The sequence below is a fragment of the Aeromonas sp. 25-AL00135 genome (assembly GCF_054052385.1).
Window position 1 is genome coordinate 118,431 of sequence record NZ_JBSTYQ010000010.1, and the last position, 22,957, is coordinate 141,387.

At 59.9% G+C, this 22,957-nt stretch carries 23 protein-coding genes; 13 read left to right on the plus strand and 10 right to left on the minus strand.

Going from position 1 to position 22,957, the window contains the following annotated elements:
* The first annotated feature begins 99 nt into the window (after positions 1–99).
* Both serB and ACW5XC_RS11400 read left to right on the plus strand, forming a co-directional pair.
* Positions 100–1,110, plus strand: coding sequence for a phosphoserine phosphatase SerB (gene serB / locus ACW5XC_RS11395; RefSeq protein WP_042053359.1), 1,011 nt, complete (start codon positions 100–102; stop codon positions 1,108–1,110).
* Between the two features lie 28 nt (positions 1,111–1,138).
* Positions 1,139–2,044, plus strand: coding sequence for an alpha/beta hydrolase family protein (locus tag ACW5XC_RS11400; RefSeq protein ID WP_042053361.1), 906 nt, complete (start codon positions 1,139–1,141; stop codon positions 2,042–2,044).
* A gap of 53 nt (positions 2,045–2,097) precedes the next feature.
* On the opposite strand, the gene ACW5XC_RS11405 is transcribed toward ACW5XC_RS11400, so the two are convergent.
* Positions 2,098–4,476, minus strand: coding sequence for a PilZ domain-containing protein (locus ACW5XC_RS11405; RefSeq protein ID WP_019445559.1), 2,379 nt, complete (start codon positions 4,474–4,476; stop codon positions 2,098–2,100).
* Between the two features lie 100 nt (positions 4,477–4,576).
* Here ACW5XC_RS11405 and radA point away from each other — a divergent pair, with 100 nt between their 5' ends.
* Positions 4,577–5,944 (plus strand): DNA repair protein RadA, encoded by a 1,368-nt coding sequence (radA, locus tag ACW5XC_RS11410; protein ID WP_042053362.1) that lies wholly within the window; start codon positions 4,577–4,579, stop codon positions 5,942–5,944.
* Positions 5,945–6,025: 81 nt separating this feature from the next.
* Here the strand turns inward: radA and ACW5XC_RS11415 are convergent, their stop codons facing one another.
* Together ACW5XC_RS11415 and ACW5XC_RS11420 are read right to left on the minus strand one after the other, a co-directional pair.
* Positions 6,026–6,406: a PilZ domain-containing protein gene (locus ACW5XC_RS11415; protein ID WP_005340482.1), complete on the minus strand. Its 381-nt coding sequence runs from the start codon at positions 6,404–6,406 to the stop codon at positions 6,026–6,028.
* 100 nt (positions 6,407–6,506) lie between these two features.
* On the minus strand, positions 6,507–6,989 hold the full coding sequence (locus tag ACW5XC_RS11420; protein WP_005348975.1) for an Rsd/AlgQ family anti-sigma factor: 483 nt from the start codon (positions 6,987–6,989) through the stop codon (positions 6,507–6,509).
* A gap of 337 nt (positions 6,990–7,326) precedes the next feature.
* Here ACW5XC_RS11420 and hupA point away from each other — a divergent pair, with 337 nt between their 5' ends.
* Positions 7,327–7,599 (plus strand): nucleoid-associated protein HU-alpha, encoded by a 273-nt coding sequence (gene hupA, locus ACW5XC_RS11425; RefSeq protein WP_005340484.1) that lies wholly within the window; start codon positions 7,327–7,329, stop codon positions 7,597–7,599.
* A gap of 127 nt (positions 7,600–7,726) precedes the next feature.
* Here the strand turns inward: hupA and ACW5XC_RS11430 are convergent, their stop codons facing one another.
* The 3 genes from ACW5XC_RS11430 to ACW5XC_RS11440 form a co-directional block, all read right to left on the minus strand.
* Positions 7,727–8,170 carry a PACE efflux transporter gene (locus ACW5XC_RS11430; protein WP_005358045.1) on the minus strand — a complete coding sequence of 148 codons (444 nt, stop codon included), beginning with the start codon at positions 8,168–8,170 and terminating at the stop codon, positions 7,727–7,729.
* Positions 8,171–8,333: 163 nt separating this feature from the next.
* Positions 8,334–9,191, minus strand: a complete 858-nt coding sequence (locus ACW5XC_RS11435; RefSeq protein WP_042053363.1) for an alanyl-tRNA editing protein — start codon at positions 9,189–9,191, stop codon at positions 8,334–8,336.
* A gap of 111 nt (positions 9,192–9,302) precedes the next feature.
* Positions 9,303–10,526, minus strand: coding sequence for an Nramp family divalent metal transporter (locus ACW5XC_RS11440; RefSeq protein ID WP_042053364.1), 1,224 nt, complete (start codon positions 10,524–10,526; stop codon positions 9,303–9,305).
* 237 nt (positions 10,527–10,763) lie between these two features.
* Between ACW5XC_RS11440 and rpsF the strand changes: the two genes are divergently transcribed.
* The 4 genes from rpsF to ACW5XC_RS11460 all read left to right on the plus strand — a co-directional run bounded on the left by rpsF (position 10,764) and on the right by ACW5XC_RS11460 (position 12,752).
* A complete protein-coding gene (gene rpsF, locus ACW5XC_RS11445; RefSeq protein ID WP_005308887.1) occupies positions 10,764–11,150 on the plus strand; it encodes a 30S ribosomal protein S6 in 387 nt (128 codons plus the stop codon).
* 30 nt (positions 11,151–11,180) lie between these two features.
* The gene (rpsR, locus tag ACW5XC_RS11450; protein WP_005308890.1) at positions 11,181–11,411 is read left to right on the plus strand and encodes a 30S ribosomal protein S18; all 231 of its coding nucleotides are present in this window, start codon (positions 11,181–11,183) and stop codon (positions 11,409–11,411) included.
* A 52-nt stretch (positions 11,412–11,463) separates the two neighbouring features.
* Positions 11,464–11,910, plus strand: coding sequence for a 50S ribosomal protein L9 (gene rplI / locus ACW5XC_RS11455; RefSeq protein ID WP_005340490.1), 447 nt, complete (start codon positions 11,464–11,466; stop codon positions 11,908–11,910).
* Between the two features lie 101 nt (positions 11,911–12,011).
* Complete coding sequence (locus tag ACW5XC_RS11460; RefSeq protein WP_042053365.1) at positions 12,012–12,752, plus strand: ferredoxin--NADP reductase; 741 nt, start codon at positions 12,012–12,014, stop codon at positions 12,750–12,752.
* Positions 12,753–12,801: 49 nt separating this feature from the next.
* On the opposite strand, the gene ACW5XC_RS11465 is transcribed toward ACW5XC_RS11460, so the two are convergent.
* Positions 12,802–13,152: a hypothetical protein gene (locus ACW5XC_RS11465; RefSeq protein ID WP_042053367.1), complete on the minus strand. Its 351-nt coding sequence runs from the start codon at positions 13,150–13,152 to the stop codon at positions 12,802–12,804.
* A gap of 19 nt (positions 13,153–13,171) precedes the next feature.
* On the minus strand, positions 13,172–13,468 hold the full coding sequence (locus ACW5XC_RS11470) for a hypothetical protein (RefSeq protein WP_042053406.1): 297 nt from the start codon (positions 13,466–13,468) through the stop codon (positions 13,172–13,174).
* A gap of 255 nt (positions 13,469–13,723) precedes the next feature.
* Here ACW5XC_RS11470 and ACW5XC_RS11475 point away from each other — a divergent pair, with 255 nt between their 5' ends.
* Positions 13,724–14,734, plus strand: coding sequence for a hypothetical protein (locus tag ACW5XC_RS11475; RefSeq protein ID WP_042053368.1), 1,011 nt, complete (start codon positions 13,724–13,726; stop codon positions 14,732–14,734).
* A 53-nt stretch (positions 14,735–14,787) separates the two neighbouring features.
* On the opposite strand, the gene ACW5XC_RS11480 is transcribed toward ACW5XC_RS11475, so the two are convergent.
* Complete coding sequence (locus ACW5XC_RS11480) at positions 14,788–14,955, minus strand: hypothetical protein (protein ID WP_005308905.1); 168 nt, start codon at positions 14,953–14,955, stop codon at positions 14,788–14,790.
* 56 nt (positions 14,956–15,011) lie between these two features.
* Here ACW5XC_RS11480 and ACW5XC_RS11485 point away from each other — a divergent pair, with 56 nt between their 5' ends.
* The 4 genes from ACW5XC_RS11485 to gshA all read left to right on the plus strand — a co-directional run bounded on the left by ACW5XC_RS11485 (position 15,012) and on the right by gshA (position 20,921).
* Positions 15,012–15,986: an NADP-dependent oxidoreductase gene (locus tag ACW5XC_RS11485; protein WP_052451192.1), complete on the plus strand. Its 975-nt coding sequence runs from the start codon at positions 15,012–15,014 to the stop codon at positions 15,984–15,986.
* Entirely contained in the window at positions 15,983–16,420 is a 438-nt protein-coding gene (locus tag ACW5XC_RS11490) for a YqaA family protein (RefSeq protein WP_042053370.1), read from the plus strand. The genes ACW5XC_RS11485 and ACW5XC_RS11490 overlap by 4 nt, the downstream gene beginning before the upstream one ends.
* Positions 16,421–16,447: 27 nt before the next feature.
* On the plus strand, positions 16,448–19,261 hold the full coding sequence (locus tag ACW5XC_RS11495; RefSeq protein ID WP_042053371.1) for a M16 family metallopeptidase: 2,814 nt from the start codon (positions 16,448–16,450) through the stop codon (positions 19,259–19,261).
* 61 nt (positions 19,262–19,322) lie between these two features.
* The gene (gshA, locus tag ACW5XC_RS11500; protein ID WP_042053372.1) at positions 19,323–20,921 is read left to right on the plus strand and encodes a glutamate--cysteine ligase; all 1,599 of its coding nucleotides are present in this window, start codon (positions 19,323–19,325) and stop codon (positions 20,919–20,921) included.
* An 81-nt stretch (positions 20,922–21,002) separates the two neighbouring features.
* Here gshA and ACW5XC_RS11505 read toward each other — a convergent pair whose 3' ends face one another.
* The gene (locus tag ACW5XC_RS11505) at positions 21,003–22,793 is read right to left on the minus strand and encodes an AMP-dependent synthetase/ligase (protein ID WP_042053373.1); all 1,791 of its coding nucleotides are present in this window, start codon (positions 22,791–22,793) and stop codon (positions 21,003–21,005) included.
* Positions 22,794–22,957 lie beyond the last annotated feature (164 nt).

A 22,957-nucleotide genomic window follows, 5' to 3' on the forward strand; every position in this document is an offset into this window, starting at 1 on the left:
GGAGTGGCGGGATCTTGGCGCTTGCCTGTACAAAAAGCAATACGCTACTCTGGGCCAGCATTGTTAACCCCCCTGATCACCAAGGAAGGCGTATCCCTTATGTTGTTGTCCCGGCTCCCCCCTCTGTTATCCGATTGGCCCGCGTTGTTGTCCGGCTCACCCTGTTGGCAGCTCCACGCAGATGCGTTGCAACCGACAGAGACTCCGCAGGCTGGCGGCTGGTTGGTGCTGTTTGGCAAGGGGCTGGGCGCCTCCCATCTGGCGCGTCTGTCGCCACTGTTGGCTGCGCAGGAGTTGGCGGCCACCCTCTATCCTCCCACCGAGGTGGCAGGCGTGCCGTTGCTGCTGCTTGGCTGCGATCGCTTCTCTTCCGAGTTGGTGGCCGAGCTCAAGAGCGGTGAGTGGGAGATCGATCTCTGCCATCTGCCCGCGCTACCGACCCTGAACGAGCCCGGCCTGCTGGTGATGGACATGGACTCCACCGCGATCCGCATCGAGTGCATCGACGAGATTGCCCGGCTTGCCGGGGTTGGCGAGCAGGTGGCGGCAGTGACGGCCGCAGCCATGCAGGGCCAGCTGGAGTTTTCCGACAGCCTGCGCAATAGGGTGGCCCTTCTGGCAGGGGCGCCGGTCACCATTCTCGACGAGGTGGCGGCATGGATGCCCTGGATGCCGGGCTTGCAGCTGATGGTCGATACCCTCAAAGGGGCGGGTTGGAAGGTGGCCATTGCCTCCGGCGGTTTTACCCGTTTTGCTGGCCAGTTGCAGCGCGATCTGGGGCTCGATGCCATCTTCGCCAACGAGCTGGCGGTGGAAGGGGAGCTACTGACGGGCAAGGTGAGCGGGCGCATCGTCGATGCCAGCGTCAAGGCAGAGGTGTTGCAGCAGCTTGCTCAGGAGTACGGCATTGCTGCCGCCCAGACCGTGGCCATCGGCGATGGTGCCAACGATCTCAAGATGATGGGGGTCGCTGGCCTTGGCATCGCCATTCACGCCAAACCGCTGGTGCGGGCGCAGGCGGCGGCCACCCTCAAGCATCACGATCTGGAGGGGGTGATTTGCCTGCTGGCGGCGCGGGCCTGCAGCGAGCAACGCTGGGACAAGCGCTAACAGTGTTTCAAGGAGGAAACCAATAAAAATGGAATTGTTGCAGCAGTCTCTGTTTATCCCCTGTGGCGCCCATCAATTGCATGTGCGCCACATCAAACCCCGGGTCGCCGTGCATGGCGAGCCGATCCTGATGGTGCATGGCGCCATCGAGAACGGCCGGATCTTCTATACCGAATCGGGCAAGGGGCTGGCCTGCTTTCTGGCCCGTCACGGCTATCAGGTCTATGTGGCTGATCTGCGGGGGCGGGGGCTCAGCACTCCGGCTATAGCCGAGCAGGCAGAGCACGGTCAGCATGAGCTGATCACCGAGGATCTGCCCGCCCTGCAGCGCTGGATTGCCGAGCGCCATCATGGCTTCAAGGTTCATTGGGTGGCCCACTCCTGGGGCGGTGTCATTATGGCCTCGACCCTGGTGCGCTTCCCCGAGCTGGCGGAGCAGGTGGCCAGCCTGCTGTTTTTTGGCACCAAGCGCGGCGTGTCGGTGCACAATCCCGAGCGTTGGCTGAAGGTGGATCTGATCTGGAATCGGCTGGCCCCCTGGCTGGCCCGCCGCCGTGGGTTTCTGGCTGCTCGCACTCTGAAGATCGGTGCTGACGACGAGCCGCTGCGCTATCTGCAGGAGACCATCCCCTGGGTCAAGTGCGGCCCTTGGCAGGATCCTCACGACGGTTTTGCCTATGACGAGGCGGCGGCACGGGTCAACTGGCCACCGCTCTGGATGATTTCGGCCAAAGCGGACAAGGTTCTGGGTCACCCGACCGATGTGCGCCGCTTCAGCGACGAGATGGGATCGGCCACGCGTCACACCCGATTGGGGCGGGATAACGGCAACCGCCTCGATTATGACCACATCAATATGCTGACCGCCCCGCAGGCCCAGGAGGATCACTTTCCCCAGATCCTCGATTGGCTGCTCAACCCGCAGGCGGCATGACAAAAAACAGGGCGCCTCGAGCGCCCTGTTTCATTTCTGTCTGTTCCGGATCATCAGTTCAGTGGCGGCGTGATGCCAAAGCGGAACAGGGTGGCCTGGGTGGTATCGGTCAGTTCTCCTACCCCCACCACGCTCCAGAGCTCCTCTTCCAGCTTGCGCGCCTTGTGGATGGCGAACTTGGCGATGTAGTCCAGCTCGTTGGCGATGAAGTTGGTGTCGGGCCGTCCGGTACGGGAGATGCCGACCAGCACCGAGTAGAACTCCCCCTGTTGCTGCGCCAGCTCGATGAACTGACGCTTCTCTTTGACGTTGGCAAAGCTGCTGGCTAGCCGGCTGCTGAAGATGGGCAGGCCGGCCTTGGTCTGGATGCTGGCGATATAGACCTCGTCCTCTCTCGGTTTGTCCTCCCGCTCGATGGCGCGCAGCGGGTTCATCAGCAGCTCCTTAAGCAGCTCCCCCTGAAACAGCGGATAGAGGTTCTCCTGCTCCGGCAGCTCGGCACAGGCTTGCAGCAGCCGCTGCAGACTGCGCGGTTGCAGAGACTTGCCGATGGAGGCCGGTTTGGGCGCGCCTTTCAGCTTGTTGACATAGACCGGCGAGTTGAACAGGTGGTGGGTATAGATGTTGCGCAGTGCCCGCGCCAGCCCGCGATAGCGGCGCTGCTCCTGCGCCGCCTTGAGCTTGTTCTGGTTGCTCTCGATCAGCAGGCTGAAGAATTGGCGGCCGGTATGGCGATCCGAATCCCCTTCGATGCAGAGGTGCAGCACGGTGCGGGTCATGTTGAGGCTGACCAGCCGGTAGGAGAGGCGCTGCAGATCCATGCTCTTGGAGAGCTCCTGCAAGCGGGGCAGGGCGATGGTCACCACATCGTTCTTCTCGCCGATAAAGGCATCTTCCAGCTCGATTTGCAGGCCGTGAGTCGAGATGTCGCGGGTCCAGCCGATCCAGGATTTGCCGTTGTGATGGATGGCGACCGCGGTCTTGTGGATGTAGCGCGACTCCTTGCGCAGCTGAACATAGTGCAGGGTCTCGATCTCGAAGGGGGCAACTCCCTGTTCGTGACCAAAGCGTTGCAGCTCGTTGGCGTTGTTGCTGACCCCCTCCTGATGGAACTCTTCCCGCTGGGACTCCAGGCCGATCTCCTGCAGCAGGCCGCAATAGCCGATCTGCTTGAGCCGCTCGAGCAGCAGGATGTCTTGTAACTGCGGGTTGTCCTGCCCCTGCAGTTGCCCCACATCCGCCTCGACCAGATCGCATGCCTCCAGCGTGAACTTGTAGACTCGCCAGCTGGGGCGGCGGGAGCCTACCTGGAAGAAGAGGGCGGTGAGGCCACTCTGACGCAGCTCCTCGGCGGTGGCGGAGAAGAAGTAGATGTGGCTGCGCACCGTGTGGGTAAAGCAGTAGATGATGGTCTCGGTGGTGGTGCCGGGGGCCGGGCAGAGCCGTTTCATCCGTTCTGCGCTGAAAAGTCCCGCGAGGGCATCGCGGTTTTTCTCATCGCGCCAATACTCCAGCAGGTGCTGGTTGTTTTCCGTACGCAGGGCTATCTCGAGATTGGGGCTGTCGCCGGTGCCGAAGAAGAGCGGCATGCCGGTCATCCGTGGCAGATAGAACTGCTCATACCCCTTGATGATGGCGGCGGAGAGCAGATAGTCGACACTGACCCGATAGCGGATCTTGTTGGCATCGATAAAGTCGCTGAGGAAGGCATCAAAGGCTGGCTGTTCGCCGGAGCGCACCAGTCGCAGCCAGTATTTCCCCTCTTTGCTCTCTTCGCCGAGGATCTGATAGCCGACCGGCTGATGCAGCACCGGATTGGGGGTGTCCCGCTCCAGTCCGGTAAAGAAGACCTCCACCTGGGCGCCGGTGTGATAGTTCGGCAGATAGGGAACCGAGACCCGCATGCCACCCAGCGAGAGATCGGAACTCTTGGCGAACAGCTTCTCCCCGTCCTGAAACTTGATCAGCACCGGCGAGCTGAAGTGCATCCGCTCCTGACGGCGGCCGTAGTAGCTGGCAAAGGCAATGGTGTTGACATCATATTGCCGGAAGGGGCTGGCCGGCGGCGACAGCTGACCATCCACGCGGGCGTTGTGGTGCTGTTTTTGCCACTGTTGCAGCGCCTCGTAGACGCCGAGGGTATAGATATCGCGGTAGAGATAGCACTGGGACTGGAACAGGGCAATCGCATCGGCGGGCATGAAGTGAGTGATGCCGTCGAACTCATGCACCAGGCACTCATCCTCCAGCTCATCGCGCATGTCGATGACCCTGCGGCAGGGGGAGCACTTGCGCTTGAGCTCCATCTTGATCAGAAAACGGCTGTTGCTGTTTTCCTCTTGGGTCATGCGGTTGAAGATCTCCTCGAAATCTTTCTCCCGCAGCAAGGGGACGAGTTGTTCAATCAGATGTTGCTGGTGTTCTGAATCCATTTGTTCCTGCCACGGAAAGTCACTTTTCCGATTCTGGGTTTGATCTGTCGGTCGCAAACAAGTATATCAAGCAGGAATTCATCCTGTCCCCGAGTTATCAATGGCCAAAAATAAAACTGCTTATGTTTGTTCCGAATGTGGTGCCGACTTCACACGCTGGCAAGGTCAATGCAGCGAGTGCAAGGAGTGGAATACCATTACCGAGGTGCGCCTCGGTTCGGTGAGTCCCGCTGGCAAGAGTGCCCGTTACACCGGTTATGCCGGCGCGGTCGGCAGTCAGGTACAGACATTGGCAGAGATCGCCACCACCGAAATTCCCCGTTTTACCTCAGGTTTCAAGGAGCTGGATCGGGTACTTGGTGGCGGTGTGGTGCCCGGCTCGGCCATTCTGATCGGCGGAAACCCGGGGGCGGGCAAGTCGACCCTGCTGCTGCAGACCATGTGTGGTCTCGCTGAGCGGATGAAAACCCTCTATGTCACCGGCGAGGAGTCGCTCCAGCAAGTTGCGATGCGGGCCAGCCGCCTTGGGCTACCCACCGACAAGCTGCGGATGCTTTCCGAGACCAGCGTCGAGCAGATCTGCCTGATTGCCCAGCAGGAGCAGCCGCAGATCATGGTGATTGACTCCATTCAGGTGATGCATGTGGCGGATGTGCAATCGTCCCCCGGTTCTGTCTCACAGGTGCGCGAAGCGGCAGCGCTGCTGACCCGCTATGCCAAACAGAACCATGTGGCCATCTTTATGGTGGGCCATGTGACCAAGGATGGCAGTCTGGCGGGTCCCAAGGTGCTGGAGCACTGCATCGACTGCTCAGTGCTGCTCGATGGCGGTCATGACTCCCGTTTTCGGACTCTGCGCTCCCACAAGAACCGCTTCGGTGCGGTCAACGAGCTGGGGGTCTTTGCCATGACCGAACAGGGGATGCGCGAGGTGAGCAACCCCTCCGCCATCTTCCTCAGCCGGGGGCAGGAGCAGGCGCCCGGTTCCATCGTCATGGTGATCTGGGAGGGCACCCGGCCGCTGCTGGTGGAGTTGCAGGCACTGGTGGACTACTCCCAGCTCTCCAACCCGCGCAGGGTGGCGGTGGGGATGGATCACAACCGGCTCGCCATGTTGCTGGCGGTGCTGCACCGTCACGGCGGGCTGCAGATGGCGGATCAGGATGTCTTCATCAACGTGGTCGGCGGGGTCAAGGTCGAGGAGACCAGCGCGGATCTGGCGCTGCTGCTGGCGATGGTCTCCAGCTTCCGGGATCAGGCGCTGCCCAAGGATCTGGTGGTGTTCGGCGAAGTGGGTCTTTCCGGTGAAATTCGCCCGGTGCCGTCCGGCCAGGAGCGGTTGCAGGAGGCGGCCAAACACGGTTTTCGTCGTGCCATCGTGCCGCACGCCAATGCCCCCAAGCATCCCATCGAAGGGATGGAAGTGGTGCCGGTCAAGAAGCTGTCTGAGGCACTCGAGGCGCTGTAATCCCTCAGCATTGCAATCGAGACAACCGCACAATGAAAAAAGAGCGCCTCGGCGCTCTTTTTTATGGGCTGGAACCTGCCATCAGGGCTGGCTGTGTTCCAGATGTTCGCTCAGCAGTTGTTCCAGCTCGCGGTGGAGCAGCTCTTCGTCGCCGACGTTAAGCTCGATCATCCGCTTGAGATGGGTGGCACTGTCGATATCGATGTGGTGGCAGTAGAAACCCAGCTTCTTGCTGGCTTCGTGGGTCAGCTCGACCTGCATTTTGATCTCGATATCGCTACCGCTCAGGATAAAGCTGAGCTGGTACTCCTTGTTGTCACGGCTCTCCCAGTCGTCGGGGCGGATCAGCAGGGCTCCCTGCAAGGAGACGTCGACAAGCTGGGTCTGCCACTTCTGTTCCCCCTGGGTGAGTTCTGCCATGGTCAAGTAGAGGATCCGTGCAAAACGGCGGCGCTCAGACATGCTCATCTCCTGTATGCAATAAGTGTGGACGCTAGGGTCATTGCTCTGAGTGTAATCCACCTTGGTTGCCAGTATCTTGAACTTGCTCCGAAAATGGCATTCAGGCTTGCTGGGTACTCAAGGATTCCACCACATGAAGCGCCTTGACCAGGCGGTCTTCCTGTTTGAACCGCTCTTCCAGAACCGGGCCCAACTCGTTGAGATCATCATCCAGTAGCAGCAATTGGGCCTCGTCGGCATCACTGTATTTGTCGTTGAACTCGAGGGCGAATTCAGTGCTGTTGCGAATATGGGGATAGATGCGCTTGGCCAGCTCCAGTGTTTCGCCGCTGGCTTGCTCGAAGGCGGTGACGACGTGGTGGTAGATCTCGAAATGGCCCGCACTGACATAGTCGACCAGGCGGTCGCAAAACTGATGCAGCTCTTCTGTTTTGGGCAGGCTGCGTTGCTTGGTCCGCGCCGGAGTGAGGCCTGCCAGCTGCATGTATCCAACCAGCAACGCTTGCCTTGCATCCAGCCAGTCGTCGATAGCCTTATGCTTGCCTGCCAGCGCCTGCTTGGTCTGTTCCAGTTTCGTCAACATAATCCCTATCCCTCCGTGGGGCAAAGGCTGGCCGATTGTTCGGTATTCCGAGCCGTTTGAGCAGTGACACAACCTATAACTAGGGAAAATCTGGGCAAGCGTCAATAGCCATGGGGGGATAATGTTAAGTGGCGAAGAAATAGTCAGTGGATTGTGTCTGTGTGCTAGCAGGTTTCAGGCCTACTCACGGTTTTTCGCGTGTGGAATGTGACTATTTCCGCAGATCTTGATGAAAACCCCAGCGTTTGACGCGTTCGGCTCGATAAAGGCTTTGCCTGTGAGTTTTTTTTTGCATAGAGTGACCCAGCGCTAAATGCCCGATCATAAAGGAAATGTTATGAACAAAGCTCAACTTGTCGATGCGATTGCCGCCAAAGCAGATCTGAGCAAAGCTCAGGCCAAAGTGGCTCTGGAAGAGATCATCAATGGTATTACCCAGAGCTTGAAAGAAGGCGATGCTGTGCAACTGGTCGGTTTTGGCACCTTCAAGGTCACCCACCGCGCAGGCCGCACCGGTCGTAACCCGCAAACTGGTAAAGAGATCCAAATTGCTGCTGCCAACGTGCCTTCATTCGTGGCTGGCAAGGCTCTGAAAGACGCAGTCAAGTAAGTCCGAAAGTCTGTTTTGTCCAATGCCAGTCAGCTTGCTGACTGGCATTGTTTTTATGGGATTCTCCCATCCTTCCTATTAGTCCTTCCTGACTTTTCCTTCTGTCAGCCTCGTTGCGGCTGAGGCCTTATGCCGTCTGCGGGTTGGATGGCAGCGGCCAGATCCGCTCATAGGCCCAGGTAAAGACCATGATGTAGACGAGGTAGAAGGCGACGAAACCGAGATCCAGCATCAGGGCGTCCCACACTCCCAAATCGAGCCAGAACATGACGCAGGGGAGGGAGAGCATCATAAAGCTCGCCTCATAGCCAAACGCATGCAGGAAGCGGTCCAGTGGTCGCTTGTTGGTGCGCCCGCAAAGTTTGAGCAACCCCTTGTCGAACAACAGGTTCCAGCCGTAGGTCCAGGCAGTGGCGACGATGGAGAAGAAGATGGCCAGCGAACCGACCTCGGCGACGCCCTGACCGAACAGCTGGCTGATCAGCGGTGCGACCAGTGCCAGCCCGATGCCTTCGTAGAGAACCAGGTAACGAAGTCGATCCGGGGTGGTGCGTAGTTGGGTACTACTCATGGGTGATGTGCCTCCTGTGGGAGGCGCATTCTAATCAGTGAGTGGTTAGAAGAGAAGCATCGGCCCGTCATGACTGGCGTTTAGGGGCATGATGATGCCCCCTCTTTGCGATACTTTTCTATTGCCTACTTGGGCGGTAGCCCTGAGTGGTCAAGTCTGCGACTCAGGCGCCGGTTGGCGTGACCCGGGTCAGCATGGCAAAGCCCTCTTCCACTTGGGTGAGCTCTACCTTGACCTCTCCCAACTCGGCGAGCGAGGCAACATGGGTGCCACCACAGGGAATGGTCACCTCTTGGCCTTCCAGCATGCAGTGCCAGTAACGAGAATCGATGATCGCCTCGCCAGCGCGGCTACGGCGGATCTCGCCTCCGGCTGCGATCCAGTCGGCCAGCTGCTGGTTGACCTTCTCTTCAATCAACGCCAGATCTGCTAGCAGCGCCTCGCTGTTGACCCCCTTCTTGCGCAGGCTCTTGCCGATGCGGTACTGCTCCCGTGATCCGCAAGGCTCGACCCGCGAGCTTTGAATAGCAAGACGATCGAAGTCGGGCTGGCCCAGTGCATCGCGCTCGCTTACCTCCTTGCGCCAGTAGGGGATGAGTACCCGGTTGAGGGCCATCGCGGCCAGATGGCAGCCGCTATGGCCCAGACTCAGGGCGTGGCGGGCGGCGCTATCTACTTGCAATTCGACCTGGTTGCCAACGGCTAGTGCGTGGTCTCCGGTCAGTGGATGGACCACCACGAAACTCCACCCCTCTGCGCCCCGTTTGACCGGAATCGCAGTATCGACAAACAGCTCGCCATCCGGGCTGATGGCCCCCATCCGGCAAGGGCCAATGGCGGCTTCGCCCCCTTCCCAGCGAGCATGGCCCACATCCCCCGGCTGATCGGGCCAGAGGTGGCTCTGGGGATGAAAGGGGGTGAGGTCGGTGACCAGCAGTGTGGTGTCGCCACGCTGACAGCAGACCACGCTGGCTTGCTCCTGATGATGGCCCAGCACGAAGCTGACTCGGGTATGTTCCATGGCAAGGCTCCCGCAACGATAAATGAGAAAAGAAAGCGGCAGCATACGCCAAAGTGCGAAGAGGCTCATTAACCAGAGTTAATGAGCCCCTCTTCTCGGTTTGACGGTTCGCTAGATCATGGCGACCAGCAGGTAGGCGTTGAGCCCGATCACCAGGGCGACGATGAGGCGGCCGACCGCCTGGGTCACCGGGTGGTTGCGATACTCCCCCATCAGGGCGCGATCGCCGGTCAGCATCAACAGCGGGATCAGGGCCAGCGCGATGCCGAAGCTCAGCACCACCTGGCTCAGCACCAGGATCTCGGTGGTGTTGAGGCCCATGGCGATTACCACGAATGCAGGGGCCATGGTGATGGCGCGGCGCAGCCAGAGCGGGATGGTGAAGCGCACGAAGCCCTGCATCACCACTTGGCCGGCCAGCGTGCCCACCACGGTAGAGCTGATGCCGGAGGCGACCAGCGAGAGGCCGAACAGAGTCGCGGCCGCCTGACCCAGCAGCGGGGTGAGGGTCTGGTAGGCCGACTCCAGCTCGGCTACTTGCTGGCTGCCGGAGCTGTGGAACGCGGCGGCCGCCATCGCCATCATCGCCAGATTGACGAAGCCGGCGATGGTCATGGCAATCGCCACATCGACCCGGGTGGTGTGCAGCCGCTGGCTGACCGAGCCCTGATCCTGCGTGTGCTGGGTCAGTGCCGAGTGCAGGTAGATAACGTGGGGCATCACGGTGGCACCGAGCACACCGGCGGCCAGATAGACGGCATCGCTGTTGGGCAGACCGGGGAAGAGAGCTCCTTCCAGTAGGCTAGGCAGATGGGGGCGGGAGAAGATCAGCTCGACGATGTAGGCCGCCGCGACAAACAACAGCAGGCCACCGACCACGAACTCCAGCGGTTTCTGGCCACGGGACTGCAACATCAGGATCCCCCAGGTCACCACGGCGGTGATGCAGGCTCCTTCAAGCAAGGTCACGCCAAGCAGCAGCTTGAAGCCGACTGCGGCGCCGATAAATTCGGCGAGATCGGTGGCCATGGCGATGATCTCTGCCTGCACCCAGTAGGCCCAGACCGCCGGTTTCGGCAGTCGGTCGCGGATGTGCTCCGCCAGATTCTTGCCGGTGACGATACCGAGTTTGGCCGAGAGGGTTTGCACCACCATTGCCATCAAGTTGGCCCATACCACTACCCAGAGCAACTGGTAGCCAAAGGTAGAGCCCGCCTGAATATTGGTGGCGAAGTTGCCCGGGTCGATATAGCCGATGGCGGCGATAAAGGCAGGCCCGAGCAGGGTCAGTTTGAATTTGCGGGCTGGAATCGTAGTCGTCAGTGCGGGTTGCATGGCATCACCCTCCATAAGGATATGGAGAGAGAATAGATCTAAATGATAATCGTTATCAATTGTTGTTTCTGATGATTTCCATCGGGAAAAACATTTAAGGCGGCCAGTTGCAGTGAGGGATGTGATTTCGTACAATACGCCGCCCTAGAAAAGCAGCGACTAAACACCATTATGTTCCTTGCCTCCGAGGTCTGGCTGCACCTGGGCGGAGGCTGAATTAATCCGTAAGGAGCTAAAATGCGTCATTACGAAATCGTCTTCATGGTTCATCCGGACCAGAGCGAGCAAGTTCCCGGCATGATCGAGCGTTACACCGGCGCCATCACCACCTCCGGTGGTACCATTCATCGCCTGGAAGATTGGGGCCGCCGTCAGCTGGCTTACCCGATCGACAAACTGCACAAAGCCCACTACGTTCTGATGAACGTAGAAGCAGAGCAAGCCGTTATCGATGAGCTGGAAACCAACTTCCGCTTCAACGATGCCGTTATCCGCAACATGATCATGCGCACCAAGCACGCCGTGACTGAAGTTTCTCCGATGGCCAAGGCCAAAGAAGAGCGCTTCACCCGTCGTGACGACGAGCGCCGCGAAGAAGCTACTGAAGCTGCTTCCGAAGAGTAATTCTGGATCACTGACTAGAGGATAAAGGCCATGGCACGTTATTTCCGTCGTCGTAAGTTCTGCCGCTTCACCGCCGAGAACGTTACCGAGATCGACTACAAAGATATCGTTACTCTGAAAAACTACATCACTGAATCTGGCAAGATCGTACCGAGCCGTATCACCGGTACCCGCGCCAAGTATCAGCGTCAGCTGGCACGCGCCATCAAGCGTGCTCGTTACCTGGCTCTGCTGCCGTACACCGATCTGCACAACAAGTAAGAATCGGCCCGGCACTTAAGCCTAACTCAACGAAATTTATAGAGGAAAGGTAATGCAAGTTATCCTGCTCGACAAAATCGCCAAACTGGGCGGTCTGGGTGACCAAGTTTCCGTGAAATCTGGTTATGCCCGTAACTACCTGATCCCGCAAGGCAAAGCTGTTATGGCCACCAAGGCCAACATCGAAGCTTTCGGTGCTCGTCGCGCTGAGCTGGAAGCCAAACTGGCTGCCAACAAAGCTGCTGCTGAAGAGCGTGCTGCCAAGCTGGCCGAACTGGCTACCGTGGTTATCGCTTCCAAGTCTGGCGACGAAGGCAAGCTGTTCGGTTCCATCGGTACCCGTGACGTGGCTGAAGCCATCACTGCTGCCGGCGTAGCCGTTGCCAAGAGCGAAGTCCGCATGGGCAACGTTCTGCGTAACACCGGTGACTACGAAGTTGCTGTTCAGCTGCACGCTGACGTTAAAGCAACCGTACAGATCCAGGTTGTTGCCCTGTAATAGCGATTCGCTTTTGCAGAGAAAACCCGCGCTTTTGCGCGGGTTTTTTATTTTCCGGCCCGGGGGTAGAGTGAAGCTCTGTTCCACTGGAGGAGATCACTATGGCCTGGGTCGAAGGTCGCGTCATCGAACGCATCGAATGGACACCCACTCTGTTCTCCCTGCGGGTAGCGGCCGAGCTGGCTCCCTACAAGGCAGGCCAATTCACCAAGCTGGCCCTCGAGCAGGGCGATCGCCGCATTCAGCGCGCCTACTCCTTCGTCAATCCTCCCTCTGCGCCATACCACGAGTTCTATCTGGTCGAGATCCCTAGCGGTGAGCTGACTCCCTCGCTCGGCTCGCTGCAAGCAGGCGATACCCTGCTGGTGCAATCCCAGGCGACCGGCTTTCTGACGCTGGATGAGGTGCCCGCTGGGCGCGATCTCTGGCTGCTCTCGACCGGCACTGCCATCGGCCCCTTCCTCTCCATGCTGGCCGATGGCGAGGCCTTCAACCGTTTCGAGAATCTGGTGCTGGTGCACGGGGTGCGTAAAGGCGAAGAGCTGAGCTATCAGGATTTGATCGCCAGCTTTGCCGAGCAATATGGCGAGCGCTTTCGCTATGTCCCCTTTGTCAGCCGCGAGCCCTGGCCCGATGCAATGGCAGGGCGGATCCCGGCGGCGATTGCCAATGGTCAGTTGCAGGCTAGAGTGGGGTTGGAGTTCTCACCCGAGCTGAGCCAAGTGCTTATCTGCGGCAATCCGGAGATGGTGAAAGAGACCCAGCAGACCTTGCTGGCGCTGGGGTTGGCCAAGAATCTGAGGCGTGCGCCGGGCAATATCAGTGCGGAGAATTATTGGTAAAACAATCAGCACAGGGGCACCAGGCCCCTGCTGCATCAGGAGAGGGCGTTCAGTTCTTCTTGCCGTTACCCTTGTTTTTATCCTTCTGTTTGTCGTGACCTTGCCCGGGGTTATTGCCGCTGTGGATGCTGCGGTTGTAGTGATCCCGGTACTTGCCATCCATCTTGTCGCAGTTGAGTTTGATCCGGCTGTCGCCAATGCCAAGATCCAGGCAGTTGTCCTGCCACCAGTCGTACTCTTTGTCATCCCAGTCGAGATTGATCTTGATGTCATCACCGGAGATCTTGATGCCATCGCTATTTTTGCTTGGCGGTGCCGCAACCGCGATGCCGTGCGCCATGAGCAGGGAAAGCAGCAGGGCGCCGCGCCGGATAACGGGGTTGTGTTTAGCTTGGGTCATCGCAAGGGTACTCCTGTTGTTACTGGTCGCTCTGCGAGTTGGCAGGGACCTGGTTGGTTTTCGGTGGCTGGTTGCGATTCTCTTCATCTTCCAGATTGAATTTGACCGCCCTGCAGTCGGCCGGGGCGGTTTCGCCGACCCCCAAGTCGAGGCAGTCGTTCTGGGTCCAGCCGAACTGCTTGTCATCCCAGTCCAGATTGAATTTAAGCTCATCGACGGAGAATTCGGAGCCACTGCTCTCTTGATATTGCTGGGTCGCTGCGGCGCTGCCGGTAACCAGGAGAAGGGAGAGTAGCAAAGTGGTCTTACTGTTCATGATGGCCTCGGATAATTGCAACGGTGGATGAGTGTACAGACCGGAGCTGAACCCGGGCGGAACTGTTCCCCATCTCACCACATGATCAAGTCAGGGAGGGATTGTATCGCTTTTCTGCTGCCGATTTGTCCGTTTTGGTCGCACTCTGGGCAGCTGATTGCCAATCTGAAGGAATTCAGTCATTTGCCCTTCTCTGGGCGAGTCTGGAGACTATAATCGGCAGCCAACTTTTCCTGCACAGCACACCCCTTCATCATGACCACACAGGACTCCTCCACATTGCGCTACCCCAAGGGGTGGTTTGCTCTGACGACGGTATACAGTTTCACCGGGTTGGCCATTCTGGCTTCCATTATCTTCTCCCTGCTGCTGTTCCTCTCCATCGATGACAACCCGCTGATGAAGTGGCTGTTCGGCGGCTTGGCCATCATCTTTGAGCTGGGCAAGTTTTACGTCTGGTACGAGTACGGCGAGCGCAAGGCGCGGCGGGATTTGAGTGGCGCTTTCTGGTCGTTGCTGTTTTACAGCGTGCTGGCGGCCATCTCCATCGGCGGCAGTATTGGTGGCATCAACAGTGCCACCAACACGGTACTGAGCCAGCAGGCGCGCCACGAGCGGGAGCTTGCCCGTTTCGACGAGCAGATCGCCAGCATCGAGCGGCAGATCCAGCTCAACGAGGAGGCGGCCCGCAAATATATCGAGCTGGAGCGCATTTCCAGCGGCGTCTCCTCGTTGCAGCACGCCAATACCAAGCTGCGCTTGCAGCAGGATGAGCTGCGCCAGCAGCGCGATGCCAAGCCGGTCAACGAACAATCCTCCATGTTGGGGCTGATGAGCAGTCTGGCGGACGGGGTGGGGATGAGCATCAGTCAGGTGCAGTTCCTGCTGGTCTGCTTCCTCTCGGTGTTGCTCGATGTGTTCGGTGCCTTTTTTGTCAGTCTGATCGGCGAGGAGAACCGCTTTCGCCGGATGTGGCGCTGGCAGCAGGAGCAAGCTCGCAGAGAGGCGCAGGCAGCGTTGGCGATGGCAGCCCAGCCCGAGCCCATCATGCCCCCCGAGCCCGCCCCCGAAGTGCTGGCGCAGGTGCGCGGTGCGCTGGTGAGCGGTGAGCTCAAGTGCAGCAAGCGCTCGGTGGCACAGGCGCTGTCACTCTCGCTGGAGGAGGTGGACCGGGTGTTCCACCATCTGCTGTCGCAAGGGGTGCTGGGGCAGGGGAGCAATCGACACTACTACCTCAATCCGGCGCTGGAGCAGCAACCCGGATAGTGAGAAGGCCACCGAAACTCGGTGGCCTTTTTCGTTATCGAGTGGCTTGGCACTCAGTGAGTCAGCACCATCATCAGGCTGAGGAAGGCGGCCAGTCCGCCACCGATGCCGATGATCCAGTAAAACCCCTTGGCCCCCTGTTTGAGCGGGATGCGGAAGTAGAGCAGAAACGCCCACCACCCCAGTGCCAGCAACAGAGGAATAAGAAACATTCGAGCCATGGTGTCCTCGCTGTTATTCTGTTGACCCTTGATCAATCAACAGGATGGATTGTGCAATGACGCAACTACAGATTACCGCATTCGGTGACCCCTCGGTACTCAAGCTCAACCCTTCCCTCGATAAGGTGCCAGCCGATGGCGAAGTGCGGGTGCGCATCTGCTTTGCGGGGGTCAACCCCATCGATGCCAAAACTCGCGCCGGTCTTGGCTGGGCGGCGGCCCAGAACAAGGACAAGCTGCCCTGGACACCGGGTTATGATATCTCCGGCGTGGTGGAGAAGGTGGGCCCCGGCGTGACCTCGCTGGTCGAGGGGGATCGGGTGTGCGGCATGGTCGGTTTTCCCCTTACCGCCGGTGGCTACGGGGAGTCTGTGGTGGCAAGCGAAGGCGAGCTGGTCAAGCTCGACGGAGTGAGCCTGCAGCAGGGGGCGGCGCTGCCGCTGGCGGGACTCACCGCCTGGCAGGGATTGTTCGAACATGGCGCCCTTAAGGCGGGGCAGCGAGTGCTGGTTCTGGCCGGTGCTGGCGGTGTCGGTCATCTGGCGGTGCAGTTTGCCGCTGCTTATGGTGCTCACGTGGTAGCCACGGCGAGCGGCGACAACCACAGCTTCCTCCATAGTCTCGGGGCGAGCCGGATGGTGGATTACCATCAGGCCGAGTGGTTCGCCGAGGCGATCGCCGACGGCCAGTTCGATCTGGTGCTGGATCTGGTGGGCGGTGAGAGCGGCAAGGCGGCGTTGGCCTGTGTCAAGCCGGGTGGCCGTCTGGTGACGGTGCCCACCATTACCGCCCAGCAGATAAAGGATGCTGGGGCTGCGGCGGGTATCGAGGTGGTCGGCATGCTGGTTCACCCTGACCAGAAGCAGCTGGGTCAGATGTTGATGCTGCTGCGTCAGGGGGAGGTGAAGGTCACCCTCGCCGGTGAATTCCTCCTGGCCGAGGGGGCGCTGGCTCATCAGGCCATCGAAGGGGGCCATGTACGCGGCAAGCTGCTGCTGCGTATACCTGCGGCCGATTGCCTGCCCGGATGAGCGAGATGATGGAGATGGGGCTGGGGTGGCTCTTTTTAAGCGCCTTTACCTCAGCCACCCTGTTGCCCGGCAGCTCCGAAGTGCTGCTGGGGGCCATGGCGGCCAAGGGGGAGTGGAGCATGGCGAGCCTGCTACTGTGGGCGACGCTGGGCAATACCCTCGGCTCCATGACCACCTGGTGGCTCGGCTGGCTCGCCACCTTCAAGAAAAATCCGGAAGATTTTCAAGGCCGTGGGGAACAAAAAGCCTTAGGCTGGCTCAAACAACATGGTCACTGGTGTCTGCTGCTTGCCTGGACGCCGGTGGTCGGTGATGGTCTCTGTCTGTTGGCCGGTTGGCTGCGCCTCTCCTTCTGGCGCTCTCTCATTCTGATCGGGCTCGGCAAATTGTTCCGTTATGCCCTGGTTTTTCTGCTGGCCAGTCACATTTTCTAGCCTGTTTTTGTCACTCACGAGGTTACCGTGAACAAAGTCATACCTTTAACGATTCTGCTGGGCTTCACCCTGCCGGTGCTGGCGGCACCGACCCTGATCGCCGAACAGGGCAAGGAGGAGGGCAAGCTCGCCATCCCCTACCAGATGTACAAGCTGGACAACGGCCTGACCGTGATCCTGGCCCCCGACCGCTCAGATCCGCTGGTGCATCTCGATGTGACCTATCACGTCGGCTCATCCCGCGAGACGGTCGGCAAATCCGGCTTCGCCCACTTCTTCGAGCACATGATGTTCCAGGGCTCGAAACATGTCGGTGATCAGGAGCATATGCGGATCATCAACGAGGCCGGTGGCGATATGAATGGCACCACCAACAAGGACCGCACCAACTACTACGAAACCGTGCCGGCCAATCAGCTGGAAAAAGTGCTCTGGCTGGAGGCGGATCGGATGGGCTTCCTGCTCGATGCGGTGAGCCAGAAGAAGTTCGAGATCCAGCGCGCCACCGTCAAGAACGAGCGGGCCCAGCGGGTCGATAACCAGCCGTACGGGCTGGTGAGCGAGAAGGTGGGGGAGGCGCTCTATCCGCGTACTCACCCCTACTCCTGGCAGCCCATCGGTTACGTGGAAGATCTCGACCGGGTCGATGTGAACGACCTCAAGCAGTTCTTCCTGCGCTGGTATGGCCCCAACAACGCAACCCTGACTCTGGGCGGCGACTTTGACAGCAAGCAGGCCCTCGAATGGATCGAGAAGTACTTCGGCTCCATCCCGCGCGGCCCGGACGTGGCCGAGCCGACGCCAAAGCCGGTGACCCTGCCCGAGACCCGCTACGTGACGCTGCAGGACAAGGTACACCTGCCGCTGCTCTATATCAGCTACCCCACCGTCTCTCTTGGCGATCCGCAGGAGCCTGCGCTCGACATGTTTGCCGACGTACTCGGCGGCTCCGCCAGCTCCATGCTCTACCAGTCGCTGGTGAAAACCGGCAAGGCGATCGATGTGGGGGCGTCCCACTATTGCGAAGAGCTGGCCTGTACCCTGACCGTCTACGCCTATCCCAATCCGTCGCAGGATGGCAGCCTCAAGACCCTCAAGGGGGAGGTGGACAAGGTGATCGGCGAGTTTGCCCAGCGCGGCCTCAAGCCGGAAGATCTGGAGAAGGCGATAGCCAAGTACCGTGCCTCCGCCATCTGGGGTCTGGACAGCGTCTCCGGCAAGGTGAGCCAGCTCGCCATGGGTCAGGTGTTTGCCCAGGATCCCAACTATGTGTTCAAGACGCTGGATGCCATCGGCAAGGTGACACCGGAGCAGGTGAAGGCCGCCTACGACAAGTTCATCGCCGGCATGCCTGCGGTGGTGCTGAGCGTGGTGCCCAAGGGCAAGACCGAGTGGCAGGTTGCCACCCCGAACTTTACCCCCGCCAAGCGCGAGCTGCCGGATTACAGCAAGCATGACGAAGCGCTGGCCGAACGACCGGTAAAAGACAATTTCGATCGCAGCGTGCAGCCCAAGGTGGGCGAGGCGGTGAGCGTCAAGGTGCCCGCCATCTGGCACGGCAAGCTCGACAAGAACATCGAGATCATCGGCACCAAGAGTGACGAGATCCCCGCGGTCTCCATCATGATCGCCCTGCCGGGCGGCATTCGTGCCGAAGATAAAGGGCAACTTGGGCTGGCCAATCTGACCGCCGCCATGATGGGGCAGGGCACGGTGCGCCTGACCGAGGCTCAGCTGAGCGACGAGCTGCAAAAGCTGGGCTCAAGCATTGATGTCTCCAGCGCCCAGTACAACAACCTCATCACCGTCAGCTCGCTGGCGGACAAGTTGCCCCAGACCCTGGCGCTGGTGCGCGAGGTGCTGGAGCGCCCGGGCATGCGGGAGGCGGACTTCGAGCGGGTCAAGGCGCAGCTGCTGCAAGGGATGCAACAGGCCCAGCAGCAGCCCGAGTGGCTGGCCGGGCAGGCGTTCCGCGAGCTGGTCTACGGCAAGCAGAACCGCCTCGGTCAACCTACCGACGGGGTTGCGGTCGATGTGGCCAAGCTGACCCTGGCGGACGTGAAGCACTTCTATCAGGCCTACTACAACCCCACCAACGCCAAAGTGGTGGTGGTCGGTGATGTGGGCCAGAAGCAGATCGAGGAGCAACTTGGCTTCCTGACCGAGTGGAAGGGGGCCACACCGACCCTGGGGGCTCTCAAGCTCAAGGGTGAGCAGGCCAAGCCGGGCATCTATCTGGTCGACAAGCCGGGGGCACCCCAGTCGGTGATCCGTATCGGTCGTCGCGCCATGCCGTTCGATACCACGGGTGACTACTTCACCGCCGGGCTGATGAACTTCAACCTGGGTGGCAACTTCAACAGCCGTATCAACCTCAACCTGCGGGAAGACAAGGGTTACACCTACGGCGCCAGCTCGGGTTTCTCCGCCAACCGCGAGGTAGGCACCTTCGCCACCGGCGCCAATGTGCGGGCCGATGCGACTGTGGATGCCATTCGCCAGTTCCTCAAGGAGATGGACAACTACCGCAAGAGCGGCCCGACCCCGGTCGAGCTGGCCTATATGCGCAGCGCTGTCTCCCAGCAGGATGCCCTCTCTTACGAGACCTTGGGCCAGAAGGCGGGCTTCCTGCTACAGATGGTGATGTATGACCTGAAACCGGACTATGTGCAGGCCCAGAACAACCTGATCAAAACGGTGTCGCCCGAGGCGCTGAAGGCCAGTGCGGCCCGTTGGCTCAATCCGGCCGACATGGTGATCGTGGTGGTGGGAGACAAGCAAAAGCTTGAAAAACCCCTGAAGGAGCTTCATCTTCCCATCTATCCGCTGCAGTTGCCGTAACTGACGCTTTATAAAAATCAAGAGCCGCCCCGGATGGGGCGGCCTCACATGAGCCGTGAATATGACTACAACAAGCTTGTCGCTCACCGAGTTGCTGAATGCGTTGGGATCACCGGAGCGCCTCACCGCGCTCAAGGGGATCCGGCGCGGGATCGAACGTGAATGCCTGCGCATCACGCCGGATGGCCGACTCGCCCAGAGTGACCATCCCCGGGCGCTGGGCTCGGCCCTGACCCATCCCAATATCACCACCGACTACTCGGAGAGCCTGCTGGAGTTCATCACCCCGGCCACTGACTCCATCGACAGTCTGATGGAGCAGCTCGGCGACATCCATCACCATGTGATTCAGCATCTGGGTGACGAGCGGATTTGGCCGCTCTCCATGCCCTGCTTCGTCGGCGGGGAAGAGAGCATCCGGCTGGCCCAGTACGGCAGCTCCAATATCGGCAAGATGAAGACCCTCTACCGTCAGGGCTTGAAGAACCGCTACGGCAGCCTGATGCAGGTGATCGCCGGGGTGCACTTCAACTTCTCCATGCCCGACAGCTTCTGGAGCGAGTGGCAGGATCTGGTGTGCGAAGGATGCTGCAGCCAGCGCTTTATCTCCGATAAATACATGGGGCTTATTCGCAACGTCTACCGCTTCGGCTGGCTGGTGCCCTATCTGTTTGGCGCCTCCCCGGCCATCTGCGAATCCTTCCTCAAAGGGCGCAAGAGCAACCTGCCGTTCGAGAAGACCGGCAAGGGCACCCTCTATCTGCCTTACGCCACCGCGCTGCGTCTCTCCGATCTTGGCTATACCAACAGCGCCCAGGCTGGGCTCAAGATCAGCCACGACAATCTGCCGGCCTATGTCAGCAGCCTGCGCCGCGCCATCAACACCCACAATCCCGACTTTGCCAAGATCGGGGTCAAGGTGGATGGGGAGTATCGTCAGCTCAACGACAACGTGTTGCAGCTGGAGAACGAGCTCTACGCCCCAATCCGCCCCAAGCGCACCCCGCGCAGCGGCGAGAAGCCCTCGGATGCGCTGGATCAGCGCGGCATCGAATACATCGAACTGCGCACCGTAGACGTCAACCCTTTCACCCCGCTCGGCATCGATGCCGACCAGATCCGCTTCTTTGACCTGTTCCTGGTCTGGTGCCTGCTGCGCCCCTCTCCGGTGCTTAGTGACGAGGAGATTACCCGCAACCGCCGCAACCAGAACAAGGTGGTGCTGGAAGGGCGTCGTCCCGGCCTGACGCTGGAAGATGAGCAGGGCAATGCCATTGGCCTCAAAGAGTACGGCCTCAAACTGTTTGACGAGCTGGCTCAGGTGGCCGATCTGCTGGATCGCTGCTGCGGCCGTAACCGCTATCGCGAGACGCTGGCGATGCATCGCGAGAAGCTGCTCAACCCCGAGCTCACCTACTCCGCTCGCATGCTCAAGGAGCTGCTGGAGAGCGGCAAGGACAACGGCTGCTACGGTGACAAGCTGGCGACCCGCTATCGCGAGGAGCTGCTGGCAGGGGAGCTGCAGTACTGGGATGACGCCTACTTTGCCGGTGAGGCGAAGGATTCGCTGGCCAAGCAGCGCGAACGCGAACGCAGCGACAGCCTGTCGTTCGATGACTTCCTGGCCGACTACTTCGGAACCAGTACCACTACGGCCTGAAGGCGGGTCCGTACCAACCAAAGTGCCAACAAAAAGCCGCTCGAGTGAGCGGCTTTTTTATTCCTCTGAGCCTGAGCGATATCAGACGTGGTTATACATGGCCTCGATTTCGCTCTGGTACTTGGCCTCGATGATCTTGCGGCGCAGCTTCATGGTGGGGGTCAGCTCACCCAGCTCCATGGAGAAGGCGCTCGGCAGCAGGGTGAACTTCTTCACCTGCTCGAACTTGGCCAGCTCTTTTTGCAGGTCGGCGATGCGGGCTTCGAAGAACTCCATTACCCGGGAGTGGCGCAGCAGCTCGGTCTTGCACTGGTACTGCAGGTTGATGGAGCGAGCGTACTCCTCCAGCGACTCGAAGCAGGGCACGATCAGCGCCGAGACGAAGTGGCGGGCATCGGCGACGATGGCGATCTGCTCGATAAAGCGATCCTTGCCGATGGTCCCTTCCACCAGCTGCGGGGCCACGTACTTGCCGTTGGAGGTCTTCATCAGCTCCTTGAGGCGCTCGGTGAAGTAGATATTGCCCTGGCTGTCGAGCTCACCGGCATCGCCGGTACGCAGGAAGCCATCCTCGGTCATCACTTCGGCGGTGGCGTCCGGCTTGTTGTAGTAGCCGCGCATCACGGTCGGGGAGCGCACCAGCAGCTCGTTGTTCTCACCCAGCTTTACTTCGATGCCGTTCAGTGCCGTGCCGATGGAGCCGAGCTTGAACTGGCTGTCTTCGTAGCAGCAGACAGTGGCGGTGGTCTCGGTCATGCCGTAGCCGTACTTGAGGTTGAGTCCCATCGCCTGGAAGAAGAGGTTCACATCGTCGGCCAGACGGGCGCCCGCCACCGGCAGGAAGCGGGTGCGGCCGCCGAAGCGGGCGCGCAGCTTGCGAAACACCAGCCGCTCGGCAAGCCAGAGCTGGCCGTAGAGCAGCGGGGAAGCGGACTTGTCCGCCTGACGGGTGGCAACCATCTGCTTGCCGACCTTGGTCGCCCAGCCAAACAGGGCGCGGCGCAGAGCCGGAGCCTGAGCAACTTTGGCCTGGATCATGGCGTAGGCCTTCTCGTAAAGGCGCGGTACGGCGCACATTACGGTCGGCTGCACCTCGCCAATCACATCCATCACCTTCTGCGGATCGCGGATATAGACGTTCTCGGCACCGCAGTAGAGCACGTAGTAGCTCCAGGCGCGCTCGAACACGTGGCTGAGTGGCAGCATGCAGAGCGACACATCCTGCTGATTGAGGTCGAGGCGGCTGTTGTGCATCTCGAAACAGGCGGCGATGTTGGCAAAATCGAGCATGACCCCCTTGGGCTCGCCTGTGGTGCCGGAGGTGTAGATCAGGGTCAGCAAATCATCCATCCGGTACTGGCTTTCCCGTACTCGCAGCTCTTGCTCGCTGGGCTGATGGTTGCCGGAGACCAGAAATGTCTGGAAGTGGCTCGCCTGCTCGCAGCCGCGCAGATTGACGTTGCCATCGAGAGCGATGAGCTGGCGGATCTCGCCGCTTTCAATCAGTTGCAGCGCCTGATCGAACTGGGGTTGTTCGCCAACGAACAGCACCTTGATGCCGGCATCTTTGACGATGTAGCGCAGCTGATCGAGCGTGCTGGTGGGGTAGATCGGGACGCTGACGCCGCGGGCGGCCAAGATGCCGAGATCGGCCTGGGTCCATTCCGGCATGTTGCGGGCATAAATGCCGACCATCTCGGTGGGCTGGTGGCCGGCACGGATCAGCGCCTGTGCGCAGTAGTCCATGGCCTGGCCCAGAGTACGCCAGCCGATGGCGCGCCACTGGCCATCTTGCTGAACCCGCAGGGCAGCCTTGTTGCCAAGCTGGGCAATACGTTCACGCATCAGTCGAACCAGATGAAGCTTCGGCATCAGTTAAACATCCTTTAATTACAGTTGTACGCCCGCGAGGGCACTAAAAATCGGGCTAGAGTTTAAACTCCAACATTACAGCTTACAAGTGTTCGCTGTTTGTCTTAGATCACAAAGAGCGCAAATAGCTCTCCCTTTGCGCAGACTGGCCGATACTGCTAGGA